The sequence below is a fragment of the Cellvibrio sp. UBA7671 genome (genome assembly GCA_002483145.1).
Classification (GTDB): Bacteria; Pseudomonadota; Gammaproteobacteria; order Pseudomonadales; family Cellvibrionaceae; genus Cellvibrio; species Cellvibrio fibrivorans.
The window spans coordinates 270,308-290,311 of the sequence record DLHJ01000005.1; the positions used below are offsets into that span (position 1 = coordinate 270,308).

Here is a 20,004-nt window from a genome sequence, read left to right on the forward strand (position 1 = left end):
CGCAATACCGTCTAAAAATTACAACTATTTTTTATCTAGCAAGTTTTTCAAATCCGCAAAGGGATTGTGCGTTGCAGGAGCAATTTTCTTCTCCGTCGTTGAGCCATACAAAACATGCTCATGGAATTTTGTATGTTCATGATCGTGGCAATACAGGCAAAGCAATTCCCAGTTACTGCCGTCAGCAGGATTGTTATCGTGATTATGATCGCGGTGATGAACCGTGAGTTCGCGAATATTCTTGGAGTTGAACTCACGCGCACAACGCCCACAAATCCAGGGATACATTTTTAGCGCTTTTTCGCGGTAGCCCTGCTCCTTTTGGAGATAGCTACTGGTGCGACCAAGATTATCGGAAGTCATAAAAAAAAGTTCCAGACAGTCAGAAATTAAGAATTATTATGGGTAGGCCAACACAGTTTTAATTTGCTCGATATTGTCGGCAAGCCAATGGCGATTGACCACTCCCCAGCTCACAATACGATAAGTACCATTGGTATTTTCCATTTCGATATCCAATTCATGGATCGCTGCAAGCGTATCTTGCGCCGTGCGACGCGGCATACCGGTTGCTTCAATAATTTTTGGCACCGTGTTACTACCTTGCTCAATCAACCAGGCAACATATAGCCGGCGATAAAAACTGGTTTTGGTTTTGCTGTGTTCGCTCATTCTATCAACCAATACTAAAAACCATGAATAAAATCAAAAGAGTCAGAATGGGCGAACCCTTTTGATTTATCCAAGGTTAGATTAATCAGCCATCGCAGGATAATCAGTATAACCTACAGAATCCGCCGTATAAAATGTGGATGAGTCAGCCGCATTTAATGACGCACCCAGTTTAAAACGTGCAGGTAAATCCGGATTCGCGAGGAAGGGGACACCGAATGCTACCGCATCCAATTTTCCAGCAGCTATAGCTTCTGCTGCTTCATCCGCTGAATAACCCATGTTGCCAACCAACACTCCTTTGTAATGTTCGCGCGCTGGCGTCATCATATCGCCTTGCTGCACCTGAAAAAAATCGCTGCGCATTAAGTGCAAATAAGCGAGATCAAAATCATTCAAGCGTTTTGCCACCCAGGTGATAAGCGCGATGGGGTCGCTATCGATCATACTGTTGTAGCTGTTGAGGGGCGATAACCGCAAACCAACCTGCTTGCTGTCCCATACTTCGCACACAGCCGCGATTACCTCCAGCATCAAGCGCGCACGATTTTCAATCGGACCACCATAAGCGCCGCTGCGTTTATTAGAGCCATCGCGCAGAAATTGGTCCAATAAGTAGCCATTCGCGCCGTGAACCTCTACACCGTCAAAACCAGCTGCTTTCGCGTTAATAGCAGCTTGTTTAAAACCGGCGACTATACCTGGCAACTCGTCATCATTTAATGCACGCGGTTCGGTATAGGGTAGTTTGCCTTCCGGTGTATGCACCTCATCGATAATCGCGATGGCACTAGGCGCAACCGGTTGTTTGCCCGCATTTAATGCGGGATGGCAAGCGCGGCCGCCGTGCCATATTTGCAAGAAAATTCTGCCGCCCTTTGCATGGACGGCATCTGTCACTTTGCGCCAGCCATCGACTTGCGCCTGCGAGTGAATTCCCGGCTCTTTCCAAAATGCCGAGTTTCCCTCCATCGCCATAGTCGCTTCGGCTATGATTAAACCGGCGCTGGCGCGCTGGGCGTAATATTCAGCCATAAGTGCATTGGGTAGATGTTCAAGCCCTGCACGGCAACGGGTAAGTGGAGCCATCCAGATACGGTTAGGTACGTCGAGGTTGCCGATCTTTAAGGGACGAAAAAGGATTTCTGTTGTGCTCATATAAACTCCGGTTCGCGATACTGCTAAATAAGTTACGGGCAATTTGCTACGCTTAGGCCACTGGAAACGATCAATCCACGTTTATTCACGGTTTTTATCATTTAATTGTTTTATGATTCAGGCAGCACGGATAACACTGACAATACATTAGCATCACCTTAACACCCAATCCTCACTTCACGCATTTTTTTACGGAGCTTTGCCTATGCTGATCAACTGTGTCGCTTATCAGGAGGGGAAAAAACTCTGCAGTATTCCAGTCGAAGAAATAAGTGACTATGTGAAAAAACCAGACTGTTTTGTATGGGTTGCATTAAAGGATGCAGAACCTACCGAACTGGCACAAATGCAACACGAGTTTTGCCTACATGAATTAGCAGTGGAGGATGCGCACGTCGGCCACCAGCGCCCCAAAATTGAAGAGTATGGCGATTCCTTGTTTGCGGTGATGCACACGGTTGAGTTTGTGGATGGTGAATTAAATATCGGCGAAGTAGATGTATTTGTGGGAGAAAATTATGTGCTCTCTACGCGCAACCGCACCCAGCAAGGTTTTCTCGGCGTGCGCGCACGCTGCGAGCGCGAGCCGCATCATTTAATGCAGGGTTCTGCTTTTGTATTTTATGCATTGATGGATGCCGTTGTAGATCGTTACTTTCCCGTCGTAGTCGCCTTTGAAACGGAATTGGAAACCATCGAAGACCAAATATTTACCAAAGGTTCGCAGCGTGCAAACATTGAGCGGCTCTATGAATTAAAACGCAAAGTGACATTACTCAAACACGCCGTTGCGCCCTTGCTGGAAGCAGTCGGAAAATTGGATGGTGGGCGTGTGCCACCGATTGTTGCCGACACCAAAGATTATTTCCGCGATGTACACGACCATCTCTATCGCATCAACACCTCTATCGATTCCATTCGCGACACCATAGGCACAGCAATTCAAGTGAATCTATCGATGGTAAGTATCGATGAAAGTGAAGTGAATAAACGGCTCGCGGCTTGGGCTGCAATCTTTGCTGTCGCCACGGCCTTTGTCGGTATTTGGGGGATGAACTTTGAACATATGCCGGAATTAAAATGGAAATACGGTTATCCGGTATCCTTGGGCATTGTCTCGGTTATTTGTGTTTATCTATATTATCGTTTTAAAAAATCGGGTTGGCTTTAATAAAAAATCACCGCTCATAGCGGTGATTTTTCAACAGTTAAGATGGGATTTTATACAAGCGCATCCTGCAAATTTTTTGTTGCCTCCACTGCAAAACATTCAATGTGTTCACCCTGCTCTATTACACCGATAGATTTTTTGAGCGGTACACGGCGCGGAGTAAATTTAAATAAGTCACTACGCTCTGCATAGTGTCGTACCTTGTGACTAACCAGTACTTCGCCGGGCTCAGCCGCCGCTTCCATACGCGCTGCCATGCTAACGGCCACACCTTCCAAGTCGGCAATATCAGTTACCTCATTGTGGATAACCGCCACTTCACCCAGCTCGACGCCGATACGCAATTCAAAACCTGCTGCCCTTAAAACATTGCGCATCATACAGGCGCAAGACAAACCCGCAGTCGCATTGGTAAAGGTTACGCGCAGGGAATCACCTTCCATATTGGGGTGACCCGCTGCCCATTTTTTGAGGATGGGTTTTACCAAGCCGCGAAACAGCGATAGTTTTTCCGACAGTTCGTCATCGCGCCATTTGGAAAACCCTTTTAAATCCATAAATAAAATGGTGAGGTTGCGCACCTGATCTTTTTCATGGTCGGCAGCCAACTCCAATAAACGCGGCCAAAATTCTTCGCGGATAGCACCCACCTTTTCTTTCAATTGCAAATGCAACTGGGTATTGGTGCGCAACATTAATTGCGCCAGCTGGATGCGTTCAGCCTCAGCTTGTAACTGGTTTTTTAATTCAGTGGGGTTGTGGCTGCCCACCTCTTCCACCACAAATTTGACCAGCGCACCCCCAGCGACATCGCTGATGGACTTCAACCGTAAAATAGTGCCCCAATGCACTGCCGCCAAATGCTCGATAAAAATCGGCAGTGTTGCTAATTCATGGTCAGCCAAGCGATAGGGATACCGCAATTCGATAGTGATGGCCTCGGCAAAAATCCGCTCGAATTCGTGGTTGCGATAGATAGTTTTTTCTTTGCCGGATTTATCCCAGTACGCATAAGTACATTCGATATTGGCAATAGCCCAACCGGCAGTGGTGATTTTCCATAACTTCGCACCGGTAATATTGGCACCGGCTAATTTTGTTTTAGTGAGATTAGCGTTGCGCAAATCGCAATGGCTTAAATTGGCTGCGGTAAAATCCGCTTTGTGTAAATCCATTCCATTTAAATCGACACCGCTTAAATTAGCCGATTTAAAAATAGCGCCTGATAAAGTGGCGCCGCGCAAATCGGCATTGGTGAGGTTGGCGCCGGTAAATAAAGTGTTGGCTAAATCTGCGCCTTGCAAATTCACGCCGGAAAGATTGGAATTGCTGAGATCAACGCGAGAGAGTTGCTGCCCTTCAAGATTACTGCCCGCTAGCGATACATCGCGCAGCATCAAACCGCTGATATCGTGCCCGCGGAAATCAATATTTTCGAGCCGTGCATTGCGCGTATTGGCGGTGAGCATATTGGCGAGAAACAACACTGAGCCGCTGAGGTCACAATTGCCGAGATTGGCGGCGATCAATTTTGCATGGGAAAAATCATTGTTTTGCAATTCGGAATATTGCAGGTTTGCCAAAATCAGATCGGCATATTTAAAACTGCAGCGGGTAACGCGCGCGTTGCGCAGTGAGACTTTTGATAAATCGTATTCATCAAAATTGACACCGTCCAGCGCTATGCCATCGAGATTAATCTCCCCTATTGCATGGCGCTTGCGCCAATTATTCCAGGACGCAGCGCCCTTTTTAAGTTCCTGAAGTATCCGTTCTTTGTCCATTTTGGTAGTGCTCTCTCAGTTAATACCTACTTATAACGCTTACTTACAAGAAAATTATCTTTGTAGCCCGCCGGCAGTATTTTTTGTTTTTTTAAGATAAGTAATATTACTATCACTCAGAGGGAGATTCGAGAGGACGGGCTTCTATTTAGCGGTGAGCACCTGGGGTTTTCGCCTGCAATTACAATTCTTCACAATTAGGCAATCGAGTTGCTATCGATTTTTCGAATCAACAATAGCGGATGCCCCAACTCAATGGCCCCCTCAAAAAACTCCTGCCCAATCAAATGCGGGGCAACATTTTTCCAGCCATAGCTGCCCTGGCCGCAGGCGGATGTTACTTTGCCCAAGGCTAAATCCCCAGCCCGAATCACGTCGCCATCGTCAACTTTGCGATAACCCTGCGGAAAAGGATGCATAACTATTTACTGCCTTTTGGTGGTTTGCGCAAAGTATATAGCCTGTAACTGGCGATTCATAAACCTAAAAAAATAGGCAAAAAAAAGCCCCTAAAAAGGGGCTCAAGAACTTACACCATTTCCTTGCTAATCATTAGCCGCTTTTGTTGAAAAATTACATATTGAACTGAACCCAGGCGGTATCGACTGCACCAACAGCTTGACCGATGGTGTAGAAGTAACGAATGACTGCACCGGCAGGAACGCCGCTCAAGGTATACACGTTGGTGTTGTCCGCATTGTGCGTCATGCGGATATTCTGTTGCGCACCACCATTAACGGTGTAATGAATGTCCGTCCAGGGTGAATTGTTTGCATAAAATCTCACGCTGGTTGCGCTCAGTTTGGTATAGCCGTAAGTAGCGACAGAACTTGCCACAGAACTTCTTACCGAGCTTGCAACTGAGCTTTTAACAGAACTGGCCACTGAACTTTTAACTGAGCTCGCTACCGAACTTTTCACTGAACTTGCAGAGCTGCTAACCATTGGCAAATTAAATTGTGCCCATGCCGTATCTATCGCACCTACTGCCTGGCCAATGGTGTAACTGTATTTCACCAGCGCACCAGCAGGAATTCCCGTAACGGTTAATGTATTGGAATTATCGGCATTGTGCGTCAGACGAATATTTTGTTGCGGGCCATTATTGATGGTGTAGTGAATATCTGCCCAAGCGGCATTGTTAACAAAAAACTTTAAGCTGGTGCTGGACAACACAGTGTGACCATTCGTGCTAGCGGCAACCGATGAGCTACTCGGCGCTAGTGAAGAACTTGAACGGCTTGAAGGCGCAACGCTGCTGGGTGTGCTTGAACGACTGGACGGTGCAACACTTGACGGCGTGCTTGAACGGCTTGAAGGCGCAACACTGGATGGCACCGATGAAGACGATACTGCTGCCTGGCAATCCGCGCTGGCACCACACTCCCAAATAACATCATCAATCGCCATTTCAAAATTGCTGGTTGGCAGAGCGCCATCAACACTGGCGATGCTAAACAAGGTTGACATGGATTGCAGTGCAACCAAACTGCCGCGCAGTGCAGAAACGGGAACTGTTGCCTGCGCCCAATCACCGTTGCGAACCAAACCATAGGTCGTGGTGTTGGCTGGGAAGGTCAACCAATTTTGATTAGTGTAGGTATCTTGCACACCAATTTTGAACGCAACATTCGCGGGGATTTTGATACGGACTTTCATATTGCCGTTCACAAACTTGCTCATGTCACGCGCTTGACGCGATGCAATGCCACCACCAAACCATTGCGGTGCAGTGTATTTCCAAGCAATTACATTAGTGCCTTCATAAGCTGCTGTAGTACCAGCTGTAGTCGATGCGGTATTCCAGATCCAGATATCCGAACTCGCACCCGCAACTTGCTTGTTAGTAGTTGCAGTATTGTCAGTGAATACGCCGAAGGTGCCGGTTTCAGGTTTAACCTGGTTGCCCAGTTTCACTTCGCCTTTGCCATCCAATTGATAGACGCGCACATAGTCAACGTACATTTTGCCCGGCAATGGCGCAGTCACCTGACCTGCATTGGCAGCATCGGTAAAGTTGCCACCTACAGCCAAATTAAAGAGCAGGTAAAAGGGAGCCTGGAATTCTGAAGACTCTTCATTTACCGGAATAGGATTTTGGTACAGATCCGTTTCAACACCGTTATCGATTACGGTGAAACGAATTTGGCTATCCGTCCAATACAAGCGGTATTTTACAAAACGGTTAGTAAGCGGAGTGTTTGCGACATAAGCATTGTCGGTTTGCCACGCAGTGGATGCAGCACAAGTCGGGTTTGCAGGAACACAGGCAGCACTTGCGTAGAAGATAGCATTGGAGCCGACATAGCTATTGATATCAGCACCAAGGAAACCTGCATCGGCCATTGCCTGCGCGCGGTGGCCCATTTCCATAATGTCGATTTCACCTTTCGCTGGCCAGGTCGCGAGACTGGTACCGAGCATCCAGGCGGCTGGCCACAAACCCACACCCACTTGCGGTGTGCTCATACGAATTTCGATCATGCCGTATTTAATTTGCAGTTTGTTTTCGGTGGTGATTTTGCCAGAGGTAAAACTACTGCCACCAAAAGCTTCACGTTTGGCTTGAATCGCCAAGGCTTTGGTCGCAGGTTCAAAAGGAACGTTTTCGATCGCTAGGTTGTTCGCGCGATAGTATTGCAACTCCTGGTTGCCCCACCCGCACAGACCGATTGCGCAGCCATCGCCTTCGATGGAGTTCCATACAGACGAGTCGAGGGTATTGAAGTTTTCTTCGTACAACAGACTTCCGATGGTCGGATTTAACACATCAGCCATGACCGGCGCAGTAGCGAACAATAGCGTTCCCATTGCTGCGGTTAATTTGGCTTTGAGGCCGACATTATTATTGATATTCATTTTGTAACCTTTTGGATGATTATTTTTATTGATTCGCAGGTGATGCAGAACGCATTGCCGATCATTGAGACGCGCGCTGAATGTACAGTGATGCGCCAGACTTTTCGTCCCAGGTTGAGGATTGATGCAAGGTGGTTTGTTTCAGCTTGCGCTACGCAAAATGGGACTCACTTCTTGGCGCTTTCCATAAAAGCGGCCGCACCACAATCGCAGGGCGCTATAAAATTATCCAGATAACGGGTTTTAACGCGGGTTTTTAATCCCAACTGAAATAATGCTTCCATGTGGGCGGGATCAAAGTTCAATGGATCGGCATTCACTTTCGCCGGAATTACCGCATATCCAAAAGTCGCACCATGGCGCTGCGCAAAAGCGGTCGAGATAATCAGGTGCGCGCGTAAATTCGCACGGCTCATGGAATCAAACGAACGTCCGACTATCGCCATAGTGCCACCGATCAAAGGGGCGGCAGTGATATCGGTTTGGCCGTTGATAATCACATACAACTGTTCAGGTTTAAGGCGCGGGCTGCTGATCTGCGCCGCCGCAAGTGATTCGGGCAACAATAAAAATGGCGCATTGATACCGCCGTCGGCATGCACCTCAGTATTTTTACCATCGGTAATCACCACCGGAGGGAATATGCCCGGCACACTGGCGGATGCGGTTAACACCGCGCGAAATAGCGCGAGCGCATTGCCGTTATCGTCCGGATGTTCTGCGGAAATGGCGATGCTGCCCATATCCCATACCATGGTTTCCTGGGTGTCCAAATCGGTAGTGACGACCAATAACCGGCGCCCGGCGCGATGGCCACTGGCAATCGCTTTAAGCAAATCGGCGTTGATGTAACGCGCAACCAACGCGGCCAATGGTTTGCCACTGTAAAGTGACGGGCGATAAAAAAAGCCGCCGCCCCAGCGCGTCAGTTTTGCTGCCTGCGGATCGTGATAAGCCGCAGTTAGGGTTTCATCCCAACTTGGACCTGCAAACGCAAAGGGGGCAATTAACGAACCCGTACTAATTCCGGTCACCATATCAAACACCGGGCGATCCTTATCCTGGCTCCACCCCACCAGCATTCCCGCACCAAATGCGCCGTTGGCTCCACCGCCAGAAATCGCCAGCGCACGCATTCCACCGGTGCGATTAAAGTAGCGGTCCTGATCCAGATTCTGCATAAACGAAAGCACACCTTGCGGATCAGTCGCTACAAACCGAAAACGATCAAACGGGGAAAAAGTCGCCGATGGTTTAAGCGTGGGCGAAAAATAGGTGGGCACGCGCGACACATAACCGCAAGCCGACAGGGAAAATACAACTAGGAGCAAGACTATCTGCCCAAGATATTGAGTAAAAGGTACTGGGGTCACGGCGAATAATTCCTCTTCTTCCCGGAGTTGGCGCCCGGAAGTTATAGCAAGAGGCTGCCACACTTGCAGCAAATTATTTAGCTTCCAACCGCTATAACTCACCCATAGCAAAAGTAATGGGCACCGACAGCTCCAGTTCCGCCACCTCCAGCCCGGCAGGTAAAGGCGCAAAGGGGGCGGCACTGCGCACTGCCGCTAACGCAGCTTTGTTAAGCATCACAAATTCCAGCTCTTCAATCGGCGCAACAGTTTTGAGCTGGCCCGCCGCATCTATCACCACAGAGAGCCTCACGGTCCCTATTTGACGCAACTGCTGTGCGCGCCGCGGGTAATCGACGTGGGTGTTTATTTTTTTAAATACATCGGCCATATAAAACTGTTTTGCCAAAAGCGCTTGTGCCTTGCTCAACCCCGGCTCCGGATTCGCAGTGGCTAGCACTGGATTTTGTTCAGCAGCAGATACTGTGGGAGTTGATTCGGGAATGGGTGAAGCGGTTTTGAGCGCTACAGGAACCGGTGGGGAAACCTCAGGTTTGGCAACGGCGGGTTTCTCTGCCGTCAGGATTTTGGGTTCAGTTACCGCCGTCGCGACTGGCGCTGCGGCGGGTGTTGCAAGGGCGACAGGCGATTCGGGTTCATCAAGCTCTTTCTGCGGAGGCGCAACCACTGGCAGCCAACTCTTGGCCACCTCAATCCTGGCGTTGCGCGGATACATCGCATTAAAGCGGTTAACGAGAGCAGTATCCGCTGTGTTGGCTTTTAATAAATCGTCACGAAAAGCGGTTGAAGATGGAACAGAGCCAATCCATGAGCGCAGCAATAAGGTGAAAAAAGCATCGTCCCCGACGTGACCGAGCACGACTGAATTGAGGCTTACATCCACGCCCGTCATAGGCGCATAGGCAATCACCAAATGATCATTAGATTCCAGCCGATCGCGCACCAGCTCCTCAAAATAGACCATGTTCTCCGCTTGGGCGATAAGCGCATCGCGGGTGTTATTGATCGCCACTGACTCGCGCCATATCCGGCTGAACTGCCGCTGGGTAATACCCTGCTTGGCGAGGATTTTTAGCTCCATCCGTTTGGGATAACTGCCGTTGATCAACTCCTGCGCATTGGTGCCTGTTTGGCCAGCGAAGAGCGCCGCCATAAATAACTCGTTACCCAACTCGGAGTAGGCCGCTACACCGTTTAAATCTGCTTCCGCCCGCAGGCTATTGCTCACTAACAGCAATAAAGCCGCACAAAACACCCAAGACTTCACTAGCACTTTGTCGCTCCCATAGCATTTGTTGGAGCGCAGCCTAACGGGAAAATAAGTCAGATATACGACAAGGGCTCAAATTCTGCACCAAGGAAACAGATACTTGCGCCGACGGGATCGGCAATGGGCAATGAATGCTGCTTTCCCTTCCTGAAGGCATTCTTTATAGTACGCCCGCTGAAAAAATTCCCTGTCATTGGCGGTAGGTTGATCCCTTCCCCACCGCCTGCACCACGAGGTTAAGCCCCATGGCTCAATACGTATTTAGCATGCATAGGCTCGGCAAGATTGTGCCGCCCAAGCGTGAAATCCTGAAAGATATCTCCCTCTCCTTCTTCCCCGGCGCCAAGATCGGTGTACTCGGTTTGAACGGCTCGGGTAAATCCACCCTCCTGCGCATCATGGCTGGCGTGGATCAGGATTTTAACGGCGAAGCCCGCCCCATGCCGAACCTGAAAATCGGCTATCTGCCACAGGAACCGCAACTCGATCCCGCCAAAGATGTGCTGGGCAACGTGCAAGACGGAGTGCGTGAAGCGGTTGATGCGCTGGCGGAGCTGGACCAAATCTACGCCGCCTACGCCGAACCCGACGCCGACTTTGACGAGCTGGCAAAAAAACAAGCCAAATGTGAAGACATCATCCAGGCTTGGGATGCGCACAACCTGCAACATACCTTGGAAGTTGCCGCCGATGCCTTGCGCCTGCCGCCGTGGGATGCAGACGTAACCGTGCTGTCTGGTGGTGAACGCCGCCGTGTGGCGCTGTGCCGCTTGCTGTTGTCACGCCCCGATATGCTATTGCTCGACGAACCGACCAACCACTTGGATGCTGAGTCCGTATATTGGCTGGAACAATTCCTCCACAACTTCACCGGCACCGTAGTGGCGATTACCCATGATCGCTACTTCCTCGATAACGCCGCAGGCTGGATCCTGGAACTCGACCGTGGCCACGGCATTCCGTACGAAGGTAACTACACCAGTTGGTTGGAACAAAAAGACGCGCGTTTGGAGCAAGAACAACGCACTGAAGCAGCACACCAGAAAGCACTGAAAACCGAATTGGAATGGGTTCGCCAAAACCCTAAAGGCCGCCAAGCCAAGAGCAAGGCGCGTCTCGCCCGCTTTGATGAATTGCAATCGCAAGAATTCCAGGCGCGCAACGAGACCAACGAGATCTACATTCCGCCGGGCGAGCGCTTGGGCGATAAAGTCATCGTGTTGGAAAACGTCAATAAGGGTTATGGCGATCGCCTGTTGATCGACAATTTGTCACTGAGCATTCCTAAAGGTGCAGTGGTGGGTATTGTCGGCGGTAACGGCGCGGGTAAATCGACTCTGTTCCGCATGATCTCCGGCACTGAGAAACCCGATAGCGGTACTGTTACTTTGGGCGATACCGTAAAAGTCGCCTACGTTGAACAGAGCCGCGAAAATCTGGACGATAAGAAATCCGTGTGGGAAGCAGTATCCGACGGTTTGGATATTTTGAAAATCGGCAACTACGAAGTTAGCTCGCGCTCTTACCTGGGTCGCTTTAACTTCAAAGGCGGTGATCAGCAAAAACGTGTGGGCGAACTCTCTGGTGGTGAGCGCGGCCGCTTACATTTGGCCAACACCTTGAAGCAAGGCGCCAACGTACTCTTACTCGACGAACCGTCAAACGATTTGGACATTGAAACCCTGCGCGCATTGGAAGATGCAATCCTCGCCTTCCCCGGCTGTGTATTGGTGATCTCGCATGACCGCTGGTTCCTCGACCGTATCGCAACCCACATACTCGCGTATGAAGGCGACTCCGATATTGTTTTCTTTGAAGGCAACTACACGGAATATCACGAGGATTTCGTCAAACGTAAGGGGCAAGATTCTCAACCGAAGCGCATGAAGTACAAACCGCTGAAGGCTTAAGATAAGAAATGTAATGAAACTGAAAAGGCAGCTCCCACGAGCTGCCTTTTTTGTTTATGCGGCCCACAATGTTCAAACCACTCTATAAAAAACAAAAACTCAACCAAGTCACAAGGAGACACCATGCCACAAAAATTCCTGAGATTGATCTTGCCGCTTCTGGGTCTGTGCTTCAGCAATAACACCTTTGCTGCAGACGGACTCGATCTCACCAACACCGCTGCCGGTTGGTTTTGCGTAGGCCTATTTGTTATCGCCTATGCCTTTGTGATGCTTGAAGAAAAACTGCATCTGCGCAAATCCAAACCGGTGCTCGCAGCAGCGGGAATTATCTGGGTCATCATTGGTTGGATTTACACGCAGCACGAACAATCGGCGCTAGCGGAACAAGCGTTTCGCCATACACTGCTTGAATTCGCTGAGCTGATGTTATTTTTGCTGGTCGCCATGACCTACATTAATGCGATGGATGAACGCGGATTATTTAACGCACTGCGCGGGTGGTTAATCAAAAAAGGCTTTAGCTACCGCCAATTATTTTGGATAACCGGTTTGATGGCATTTTTTATTTCACCCATCGCCGACAACCTCACTACCGCATTATTGATGTGTGCCGTTGTATTAAAAATTGCTGAAGGTGAGAAAGCCTTTATCAATATGTGTTGCGTCAACATTATCGTTGCGGCCAACGCGGGCGGTGCATTTAGCCCGTTCGGAGATATTACGACGCTGATGGTATGGCAAGCAGGCAAGGTCGATTTTTTCACCTTCTTCCATTTATTTATTCCTTCACTAGTAAACTTTTTGGTGCCTGCAGCGATTATGAGTTTCTTTATAAAAAATCGCCCCTCGCACAAAGACGCCGAAGATTTATTCCTTGAAACACTCACCTACAAAGAAGGCGCCTTCCCCATCCTGTTTTTGTTCCTCGCCACTATCGCCAGCGCCGTTCTCGGCCACGTACTCATCCATATGCCACCAGTATTGGGCATGATGTTAGGCCTTGCCTATTTGCATCTGTACGGCTTTTACTTACGCAAAAAAGGTATTGTGGATTTAAAACACGCAACGCAAACCACGTCCGATTTTATCCCCAAAAAAGACGAAAACCCCATCACCAAAGTTCCCCTGCCCTTTGATGTTTTCCAACCACTTGCGCGCTTGGAGTGGGATACGTTGTTATTTTTCTACGGTGTAATTATGTGTGTAGGCGGGCTAGGTTTTATGGGTTATCTCACGCTGCTATCAGAATCGCTCTACGGTAATTTTAGCGCGACTATTTCGAATATCAGCTTGGGATTAATTTCCGCAGTGATCGATAATATTCCCGTGATGTATGCCGTGCTCACCATGGCTCCGGATTTCTCACAAGGCCAATGGCTGCTGATTACCTTAACAACGGGTGTGGGCGGCAGTATGTTATCGATTGGTTCAGCAGCAGGTGTTGCTCTGATGGGGCAAGCGCGTGGCTATTACAGTTTCCTCGGCCATTTAAAATGGACGCCAGTAGTTGCGTTGGGATATTTCGCGAGTGTGTATGCTCACTTGTGGTTGAATGCGGCGATGATGTAAAAATTTACTCAATAAAAAAGCGCAGATTGCCAAACAACATCTGCGCTTTTTTTATTAACCCATTGCCGCAATATCAACACAGTAATTTTTACCGCATCAACACTAGTAATTATTTTTAATATCCTGATAAATACCAGGATAGTTAGCCTGCAATTCTTTCGCTTTGGTAGCGGCGATATCATCCCAGGTAAATGAGGTATTAGCCCAGCGCGAATCAGTGCGAGGTACGTTGGCGTTGGCCTGATCCATGATCAAACTATCATTGCGGGTTTTAAAACTGGCAGAACCAAAATTCGATTGCTCCAGCACCATGCGATATTGGGTATTGCGTTCATGGCGGGTGCGCTCATTGGAATCCCAGTTCGCTAATGCGCGATAGTGGCTAATAATATTCGGTGCAAAAAATTCACCCCAGTTACCCTGAAATTCCACCTTGGCTTTATCAGTTGCGCTGGCAAAACGAAACGCGTGCGTTCTTATACCGTCTTTGTGGTACACCACCAGCGGATGGCCGTTGTGTTGTTGCAAACCACTCATTGCGCGAGTATCAAAATTACCATGAGCACTGGTGGAGACATGGCTGATAAGTTCTTGTCCATTCCCCTTCAGAGTCCACACAATAACGGTCTCTACGTCATGGCGATGACCACCTAAAAAGGTCAGATTGACGGCCTGATCTTTTTCAAAATACAACTCATAAAAATGTGCGCAGCGTTCCAAACCATCTGTGCCCGCTTTGCATAATTGTCTGTGAATGGTGTTGGAGATATTCGCCCAACCCGCATCGCGGCAACCGCCGTAGTAGCTAGAGGTTGCACCCAAACCCGGATTCTGCCGCAGATTTTCATTGCGATGAAAAGGTGTTCCTGGATAGCAACCATCGGAATCAAAATCAAACAGTGGGTGAAATTTCCTAACAAGTCCTTCGTTATATGCGGTAATCCCTGCATCCCATGTAGGAAATTCATCAGCACTTGCAATACTGACATTGAGCAGCGTTAACAAAACAAAAAAACTTTTTAAAATCTTCGCACTGGTTATGCTTATTCTGTTTAACACGAGTCGGACCTCCAATTGATGGTGATTGTTTTAAACCGACCTCACTCATCATGGAGAGCGAAATCAGAAGCAGGAGTCTAAGGTCCGATAAATGACAGGATGAGGTGATCACAAAAATTTAATGGGATTGTCACAAAGGGAAAAACCGGCGCGGAGTTTGTGCTGCAGTTAGGGTAGATGAAATAAAAAAGCCCTCGCTGGCGAGGGCTTTGGGAGGAAAAGTAAAGTTTTTACAAATGGATTACAATTTAAATACTTTATTCAAAAAGGCAATCATATCCGTCACCGCAGGTTCGGAAAGATCTTTGTAGCAGCCGTTGTTGTAATCATTGCAACCTGAATCCAAAAAGCCGTGGTTTTTGCCTTCATATATTTTAAAGCTCACTGGTTGCCCCAATTTTTTCAAATTATCCACATAGGCTTTTGCAACTGTAGGAGTAGTAAGGCCATCCAAAGCTCCCACATGGACAAATTGTTTGGGCAAAGCCAATTCTTTAGCGCTCACCAAATATTGTTGTGGGGATACTGCCTCGTAATATTCGGGATTATCATTCACATTTATTTTATCGCCAAACAGACCACGCGGCTTTGCATTTGCCCATTTCCAGAATTGATTTCCCTCAGCTTCAAAACCACTTTTCGCAACCGCCACCATATCAAAGGCGGCATAGCTCAATATGGCAGCCTGAATTTTCAAACTATCTTTAGCGGCAACTTGTTCAGCGGTTACGCCTTTAGGTAAATAAGTCGGTTTAAAACCCAGTGGCTTTTTATCAAACCCATCGCTATCCAAATTGCGCCTGGCAACTGTCACCATCACGGCTAAATGCCCACCTGCGCTATCACCCGTTACCGCGACTTTGTCCGGGTCACCGCCGTAATTTTTGATGTTGTCCTTCACCCAAAGTACTGCGCCCATTGCATCTTCAATAAGTTCATTGGTCGTAGTGGTGTTATTAACATCGGCGAGCAAACGGTAATTTATATTGACGGTAATAATGTCGGTGCGGCTGGCAATACTATCCGCCAAATCCACCATGCCGGATTTACTACCCAGCAACCAACCTCCTCCATGAATAATCACCAGCACCAGTTTCGCTTTTGTTTTGGTTTCAGGCACGGTGATGTCAAGTGTCAAATCAAACCCCTTGGGACTCGCCCAAGTGATATCGCGAAAATGCTTTATTTCATGCGCAGCAAAAGCCGGGGCGCACAGTGACATAAAAAATAGCGTAAAGATCGAATAGAGACTAAAGCGACGCATCATTATTTTTTCCCAGAGTTATTAGTGCCGATGTTATTTTTTCTGATGGATACCAGATGTTTTCAGTCTGCAGCCAATGACCGCGCGACTTTTTGTCAATAATACTATAAGATAATTGGTAAACCATAGCCAAACAATTGGGGAATTGGGTAAAGATTGGAAAAAATGGTGCGGTAACAACTATCGAATCGGCTTCAGATGGTTTTTTTCAATCGCGCAGCATTAATCCGAATAAAAATATCCAAGCGTCAGCCGCTTTGCCGGTGGGAAGCTATTTTCTGGCTGCATATCAATCCAGCTTTTGGGTATTCCGTTTCGGCTTGAACGATACGCTACTGGTAAAAGTGTCATTTTCCTTGCGCAGCACAGAGTCGCTTTTAGCTGCGTGATTTCTCCATAACATAGCTGCAATGCAACAAACGGTTACAAATAGAAATCCGCCTATCCACCACATATTTTCCTGAAAGAAAACCATGGTTTTTCTCCCCCCCAATATTTTCTTCATTACCGATAATTCAAGACGCCATTTCACGGCAGCTCTCTGCACATTTCGTACAGGCCGTTACACAATCGGCCATATCGCCAATATTTGCACAATCTTCTGCACAGGCTTCGCAAATTTCTGCGCATAGCGAACACATATGAAAGCTGAACGATGAATTGCTCATCTGCAACGTTGCACAGGTTTCACAGACCTTTGCGCAGTTAAGCATCAATGTAAAATGCCCCGGTGCAACATGCCTACCACCCGCTTCCAAACAATGATTTACAGCTGTGGAGTAACAAATTTGGCTGCAAGCCAAACAATGTTCAATGCAATCTGAAGTTAAATGGTTAAAAGACATAGAATCCCCCTCAGTGTAAACAACGAAATCATTCAGGCAACTCTACTTTCAGTGCCACATAGAATTTCAGCCAATGCGGTTGCCCTATAAATAATCCTGACGTTTTAACGTTTATTCCGTTCGCTTCCGCACCAATAAAATCAATTTTAAATCAGCTAACTTTTTACTGCGCTTGTGTGAGATTGCGAACAGAAAACCAGACCTATCGAAATTATTGTCAATTTAGCCATTGTGGCTTAGTGGTTTAACTTATCGATGACGAGGTATTTATGAACTATGAACTGCGAGACACTTATGGAATTTATAAATCCAACCCCACACGTGACAACAGCACGGGGCCGGGCCCCCGCTTGATGGGTGCAGACACGTTAATTGGAAATGACGTTTATAATCGCGCTGACGAGGATCTCGGCGATATCAAAGAAATTATGCTGGATATGGCTAGTGGCAAAATCAGCTACGCGGTTTTGTCATTCGGATCTTTTTTGGGGATGGGAGAAAAGTTATTTGCTGTACCCTGGAGCGCGTTAACTTTGGATACCGTGAATAAACGCTTCATTCTGGATATCGATAAAAAGCGGCTGGAAAGTGCACCCGGTTTCGACAAGGACGATTGGCCGGACATGGCCGATGAGACTTGGGCAAAAGGCATCCATAATTATTATGGTAGCCAATATCAGGATCGAACAATCAAGAATTAATGCATTAGGATAAATGTTTATAGCAGGTCAAATCACACCTAAGCCTTCACAACCTGACTGCCTTTTACTTTTGGCTGATTATGCAAAAACAACACTAAATTTTTTACGGTGGTCACTTTATTCCAATAGGGATTCGCTTCCGGATTTTCAGTACTGATCCCTAATTTCTGCGCGATGTCTAAATAGATATCATCCAGTTCATCGGAGTCCATTTTATAAATTTCATCAAAACAATCATCTGCTTCAACGGGAAAGCGCCGACTCTTCAAGGAGCACGCCAAAAACGTTTAATTTTGCTCTAACCCCAATTTTTTTAAGGCAAGGATAATTTTGAATGACAGAGCAAGGCTCACAAGCGCGGGGCTCATAAGCCAAATCCAACCAACCAGTTGGTTGACCTATGAAAGCTCCATGTAGTCTTTTCTTGCCCCCTCGTAACCACCTTGCAAAATATTGCTTTCATCGCTGCTTTCGTCATCACTGGTAACAACGCCATCATCCTCTTGCTGGAAAGGTTCGGATGCATGAACCGCTGGGTCTGTCTTTTCTTGATAATTGTGAATACTTTTTGATTTGCCAACCTGGGTATCAATCCGTTTCAACAAATTAGTACCTTTTTTTCGATGATCCTTTGCCGCCGCGCCCTTTTCCGCTGTATCCGGCCAATCCACGCTGTAATAGATGGGTACATCCTGACCAAATATACTCGTGTCACTCAATTTATTGGCACCACGACAATTCTGGTTGTCAGGCCCGCAAGCTTCCCTTTCGGTGTATACCCAATCCACGGAGATTACATGCTGCGCCTGCAGCAATTTAATAACATCTTTTATCGCACCCTCGGAATGTGTCGTTCCATCCTGGCTGCCGCGCGTGATGTAAACGGTCATTATCTTGCCGTTAACTTTATGGGTCAGTGTGACTTTGGCTGTTGCGTAATTGTATCCGCTGTATTTGCCTTTCTCATGCCTCTCCTGGCGCTCGCTGCGCACAAATCGCGCTTTTGTACTGCCATATCTCACGCGGATTTGGCGGGGTTTATTCAGCCTGTAGGTCTTGCCTGTGCTCGATCCTATTTTACGGCTCTTCAAACCGACCTGATTCTCCAGTCTGGTAAAGTAACGCCGTTGCCCTATGCTGAGTTTTGCAAGGTCGACATCTTTTTTCAGCTTTGCGTTTTCGCCTGTTATTTTGTTGTAATACGTCAGTGCATCCTCCAATTTAAGCTGGATAGTATCTTTACGCTGAACCATAGGTTTCGACAACTGCCAGGTCCGTGGCACCAGTTTTTTTTGCACGACGATATCCGCTTGCGTTGGCGCGGTGGTTGCACCAGCCAATTCTTTTGAAGCTTGCAAGCGAGAATTCGTATGCGCTGCCATCATGGCCTGCATGGATTTAAGCTGGCCCGTAGGCTGTCCATCTCTAGCTATAGATTGCAAGCGCACCTGTGAATGGGTAACTGGCCTATTATCTTCAAAGAGGAACTTGGTTGCGTCATGCCGAAGTTGCGCCGGATCTGCTTGTTGGTTTGAGTGTTGGGGTGGCACGTGGGTTTGCATCGCGATACTTCACCTCGCCAAATAAAAGAATCTCTATTTACCTGAGCAATTTTGCTTTTCACGGTACTTGGCCAAACATCAATCGCCGGAGCCATCTAAGTTTGACTGCCACTAACAATGGGGGGGGGTTACACCGCCTTATCACGGCGCACGCCAATAGCGGACGTTTAATTTTGCTCTGACCCCAATTGTTACTATTCAACAGCAATATGTCTTGTAAAAACTTTTTTACAAGACATATTTTCTAACCCGATTGAGCTTGTTGTTGTTCAAAGGTGATCACTATAAATTCTGCAGGATGAACGACCGCTACCATGATCGACACACGCATAAAACCATTTAACAGATCATCTGCAGTCATGGTTGAACCCAAACCAACATCAACTTGAAACGCATCAGCCGCAGAGGCACCTTGTAAGCCACCTTCTTTCCACACGCCAGTCAAAAAGCTGCTAATCATGCTTTTCACTGCGCTCCAGGTATTAGCATCATTGGGTTCAAACACATAAGCGCGCGCGGCCAACTTTACCGATTGCTCAATAAACGTCATAGTTCTGCGCACGGAAATATAACGCCAATCCTGACTATTTCCATCGAGTGTTCTTGCCCCCCAAACTAAAATTCCCTGGCCATTAAAAAAACGAATCGCATTTATTGATTTGCCCGAAACAGCATCAACATTCAAATTTTCTTGCTGTGAATCCGATAAACGAATCGGCAATGCTGCCGCGCCCACAATGCTCGTGTTAGCCGGTGCATTCCATACCCCACTCATATTGTCGTTGAAATTGTAGAAAAACTCGA

At 47.6% G+C, this 20,004-nt stretch carries 18 protein-coding genes; 4 read left to right on the forward strand and 14 right to left on the reverse strand.

Annotated features, from left to right (window positions below; all coding sequences use genetic code 11):
• Positions 1-24: 24 nt before the first annotated feature.
• The 3 genes from B4E62_RS07450 to B4E62_RS07460 form a co-directional block, all read right to left on the reverse strand.
• Entirely contained in the window at positions 25-363 is a 339-nt protein-coding gene (locus B4E62_RS07450; RefSeq protein WP_310073603.1) for a YajD family HNH nuclease, read from the reverse strand.
• Positions 364-399: 36 nt separating this feature from the next.
• The gene (locus B4E62_RS07455; protein WP_331351630.1) at positions 400-672 is read right to left on the reverse strand and encodes a helix-turn-helix domain-containing protein; all 273 of its coding nucleotides are present in this window, start codon (positions 670-672) and stop codon (positions 400-402) included.
• 81 nt (positions 673-753) lie between these two features.
• Positions 754-1,830, reverse strand: coding sequence for an alkene reductase (locus B4E62_RS07460; RefSeq protein ID WP_331351631.1), 1,077 nt, complete (start codon positions 1,828-1,830; stop codon positions 754-756).
• A 205-nt stretch (positions 1,831-2,035) separates the two neighbouring features.
• On the opposite strand from B4E62_RS07460, the gene corA reads away from it, so the two are divergent.
• Positions 2,036-3,001 (forward strand): magnesium/cobalt transporter CorA, encoded by a 966-nt coding sequence (corA, locus tag B4E62_RS07465; RefSeq protein ID WP_310073597.1) that lies wholly within the window; start codon positions 2,036-2,038, stop codon positions 2,999-3,001.
• Positions 3,002-3,051: 50 nt separating this feature from the next.
• On the opposite strand, the gene B4E62_RS07470 is transcribed toward corA, so the two are convergent.
• From B4E62_RS07470 to B4E62_RS07490, 5 genes are all read right to left on the reverse strand, one after another.
• Positions 3,052-4,785, reverse strand: coding sequence for a pentapeptide repeat-containing protein (locus B4E62_RS07470; RefSeq protein ID WP_310073595.1), 1,734 nt, complete (start codon positions 4,783-4,785; stop codon positions 3,052-3,054).
• Between the two features lie 197 nt (positions 4,786-4,982).
• The gene (locus B4E62_RS07475) at positions 4,983-5,204 is read right to left on the reverse strand and encodes a hypothetical protein (protein WP_310073593.1); all 222 of its coding nucleotides are present in this window, start codon (positions 5,202-5,204) and stop codon (positions 4,983-4,985) included.
• A gap of 154 nt (positions 5,205-5,358) precedes the next feature.
• On the reverse strand, positions 5,359-7,644 hold the full coding sequence (locus B4E62_RS07480; RefSeq protein ID WP_331351632.1) for a glycoside hydrolase family 16 protein: 2,286 nt from the start codon (positions 7,642-7,644) through the stop codon (positions 5,359-5,361).
• A 167-nt stretch (positions 7,645-7,811) separates the two neighbouring features.
• Positions 7,812-9,017 (reverse strand): patatin-like phospholipase family protein, encoded by a 1,206-nt coding sequence (locus B4E62_RS07485; RefSeq protein ID WP_310073590.1) that lies wholly within the window; start codon positions 9,015-9,017, stop codon positions 7,812-7,814.
• Positions 9,018-9,108: 91 nt separating this feature from the next.
• Positions 9,109-10,290 (reverse strand): TonB family protein, encoded by a 1,182-nt coding sequence (locus tag B4E62_RS07490; protein ID WP_331351633.1) that lies wholly within the window; start codon positions 10,288-10,290, stop codon positions 9,109-9,111.
• A 242-nt stretch (positions 10,291-10,532) separates the two neighbouring features.
• Here B4E62_RS07490 and ettA point away from each other — a divergent pair, with 242 nt between their 5' ends.
• Together ettA and nhaD are read left to right on the forward strand one after the other, a co-directional pair.
• Positions 10,533-12,197: an energy-dependent translational throttle protein EttA gene (ettA, locus tag B4E62_RS07495; protein ID WP_310073587.1), complete on the forward strand. Its 1,665-nt coding sequence runs from the start codon at positions 10,533-10,535 to the stop codon at positions 12,195-12,197.
• A 123-nt stretch (positions 12,198-12,320) separates the two neighbouring features.
• Positions 12,321-13,769: a sodium:proton antiporter NhaD gene (gene nhaD, locus B4E62_RS07500; RefSeq protein WP_331351634.1), complete on the forward strand. Its 1,449-nt coding sequence runs from the start codon at positions 12,321-12,323 to the stop codon at positions 13,767-13,769.
• A gap of 102 nt (positions 13,770-13,871) precedes the next feature.
• Here the strand turns inward: nhaD and B4E62_RS07505 are convergent, their stop codons facing one another.
• The 3 genes from B4E62_RS07505 to B4E62_RS07515 form a co-directional block, all read right to left on the reverse strand.
• Complete coding sequence (locus B4E62_RS07505; RefSeq protein ID WP_310073584.1) at positions 13,872-14,828, reverse strand: NPP1 family protein; 957 nt, start codon at positions 14,826-14,828, stop codon at positions 13,872-13,874.
• A 241-nt stretch (positions 14,829-15,069) separates the two neighbouring features.
• Entirely contained in the window at positions 15,070-16,095 is a 1,026-nt protein-coding gene (locus B4E62_RS07510; RefSeq protein ID WP_331351635.1) for an alpha/beta hydrolase, read from the reverse strand.
• Positions 16,096-16,381: 286 nt separating this feature from the next.
• A complete protein-coding gene (locus B4E62_RS07515) occupies positions 16,382-16,624 on the reverse strand; it encodes a hypothetical protein (RefSeq protein WP_331351636.1) in 243 nt (80 codons plus the stop codon).
• A gap of 582 nt (positions 16,625-17,206) precedes the next feature.
• On the opposite strand from B4E62_RS07515, the gene B4E62_RS07520 reads away from it, so the two are divergent.
• Positions 17,207-17,638 carry a PRC-barrel domain-containing protein gene (locus B4E62_RS07520; protein WP_331351637.1) on the forward strand — a complete coding sequence of 144 codons (432 nt, stop codon included), beginning with the start codon at positions 17,207-17,209 and terminating at the stop codon, positions 17,636-17,638.
• Between the two features lie 38 nt (positions 17,639-17,676).
• Here the strand turns inward: B4E62_RS07520 and B4E62_RS07525 are convergent, their stop codons facing one another.
• The 3 genes from B4E62_RS07525 to B4E62_RS07535 all read right to left on the reverse strand — a co-directional run.
• Positions 17,677-17,907 (reverse strand): hypothetical protein, encoded by a 231-nt coding sequence (locus B4E62_RS07525; RefSeq protein WP_331351638.1) that lies wholly within the window; start codon positions 17,905-17,907, stop codon positions 17,677-17,679.
• Positions 17,908-18,036: 129 nt separating this feature from the next.
• On the reverse strand, positions 18,037-19,200 hold the full coding sequence (locus tag B4E62_RS07530; protein ID WP_331351639.1) for a hypothetical protein: 1,164 nt from the start codon (positions 19,198-19,200) through the stop codon (positions 18,037-18,039).
• Positions 19,201-19,444: 244 nt separating this feature from the next.
• The coding region (locus tag B4E62_RS07535) for a phage tail sheath family protein (protein ID WP_331351640.1) at positions 19,445-20,004 on the reverse strand (560 nt) is incomplete at its 5' end.

Coding starts and splice junctions, on each gene's coding strand:
- B4E62_RS07450 (WP_310073603.1), bottom strand. CDS start 363: ATGACTTCCGATAATCTTGGTCGCACCAGTAGCTATCTCCAAAAGGAG.
- B4E62_RS07455 (WP_331351630.1), bottom strand. CDS start 672: ATGAGCGAACACAGCAAAACCAAAACCAGTTTTTATCGCCGGCTATAT.
- B4E62_RS07460 (WP_331351631.1), bottom strand. CDS start 1,830: ATGAGCACAACAGAAATCCTTTTTCGTCCCTTAAAGATCGGCAACCTC.
- corA (WP_310073597.1), top strand. CDS start 2,036: ATGCTGATCAACTGTGTCGCTTATCAGGAGGGGAAAAAACTCTGCAGT.
- B4E62_RS07470 (WP_310073595.1), bottom strand. CDS start 4,785: ATGGACAAAGAACGGATACTTCAGGAACTTAAAAAGGGCGCTGCGTCC.
- B4E62_RS07475 (WP_310073593.1), bottom strand. CDS start 5,204: ATGCATCCTTTTCCGCAGGGTTATCGCAAAGTTGACGATGGCGACGTG.
- B4E62_RS07480 (WP_331351632.1), bottom strand. CDS start 7,644: ATGAATATCAATAATAATGTCGGCCTCAAAGCCAAATTAACCGCAGCA.
- ettA (WP_310073587.1), top strand. CDS start 10,533: ATGGCTCAATACGTATTTAGCATGCATAGGCTCGGCAAGATTGTGCCG.
- nhaD (WP_331351634.1), top strand. CDS start 12,321: ATGCCACAAAAATTCCTGAGATTGATCTTGCCGCTTCTGGGTCTGTGC.
- B4E62_RS07510 (WP_331351635.1), bottom strand. CDS start 16,095: ATGATGCGTCGCTTTAGTCTCTATTCGATCTTTACGCTATTTTTTATG.
- B4E62_RS07520 (WP_331351637.1), top strand. CDS start 17,207: ATGAACTATGAACTGCGAGACACTTATGGAATTTATAAATCCAACCCC.
- B4E62_RS07530 (WP_331351639.1), bottom strand. CDS start 19,200: ATGCAAACCCACGTGCCACCCCAACACTCAAACCAACAAGCAGATCCG.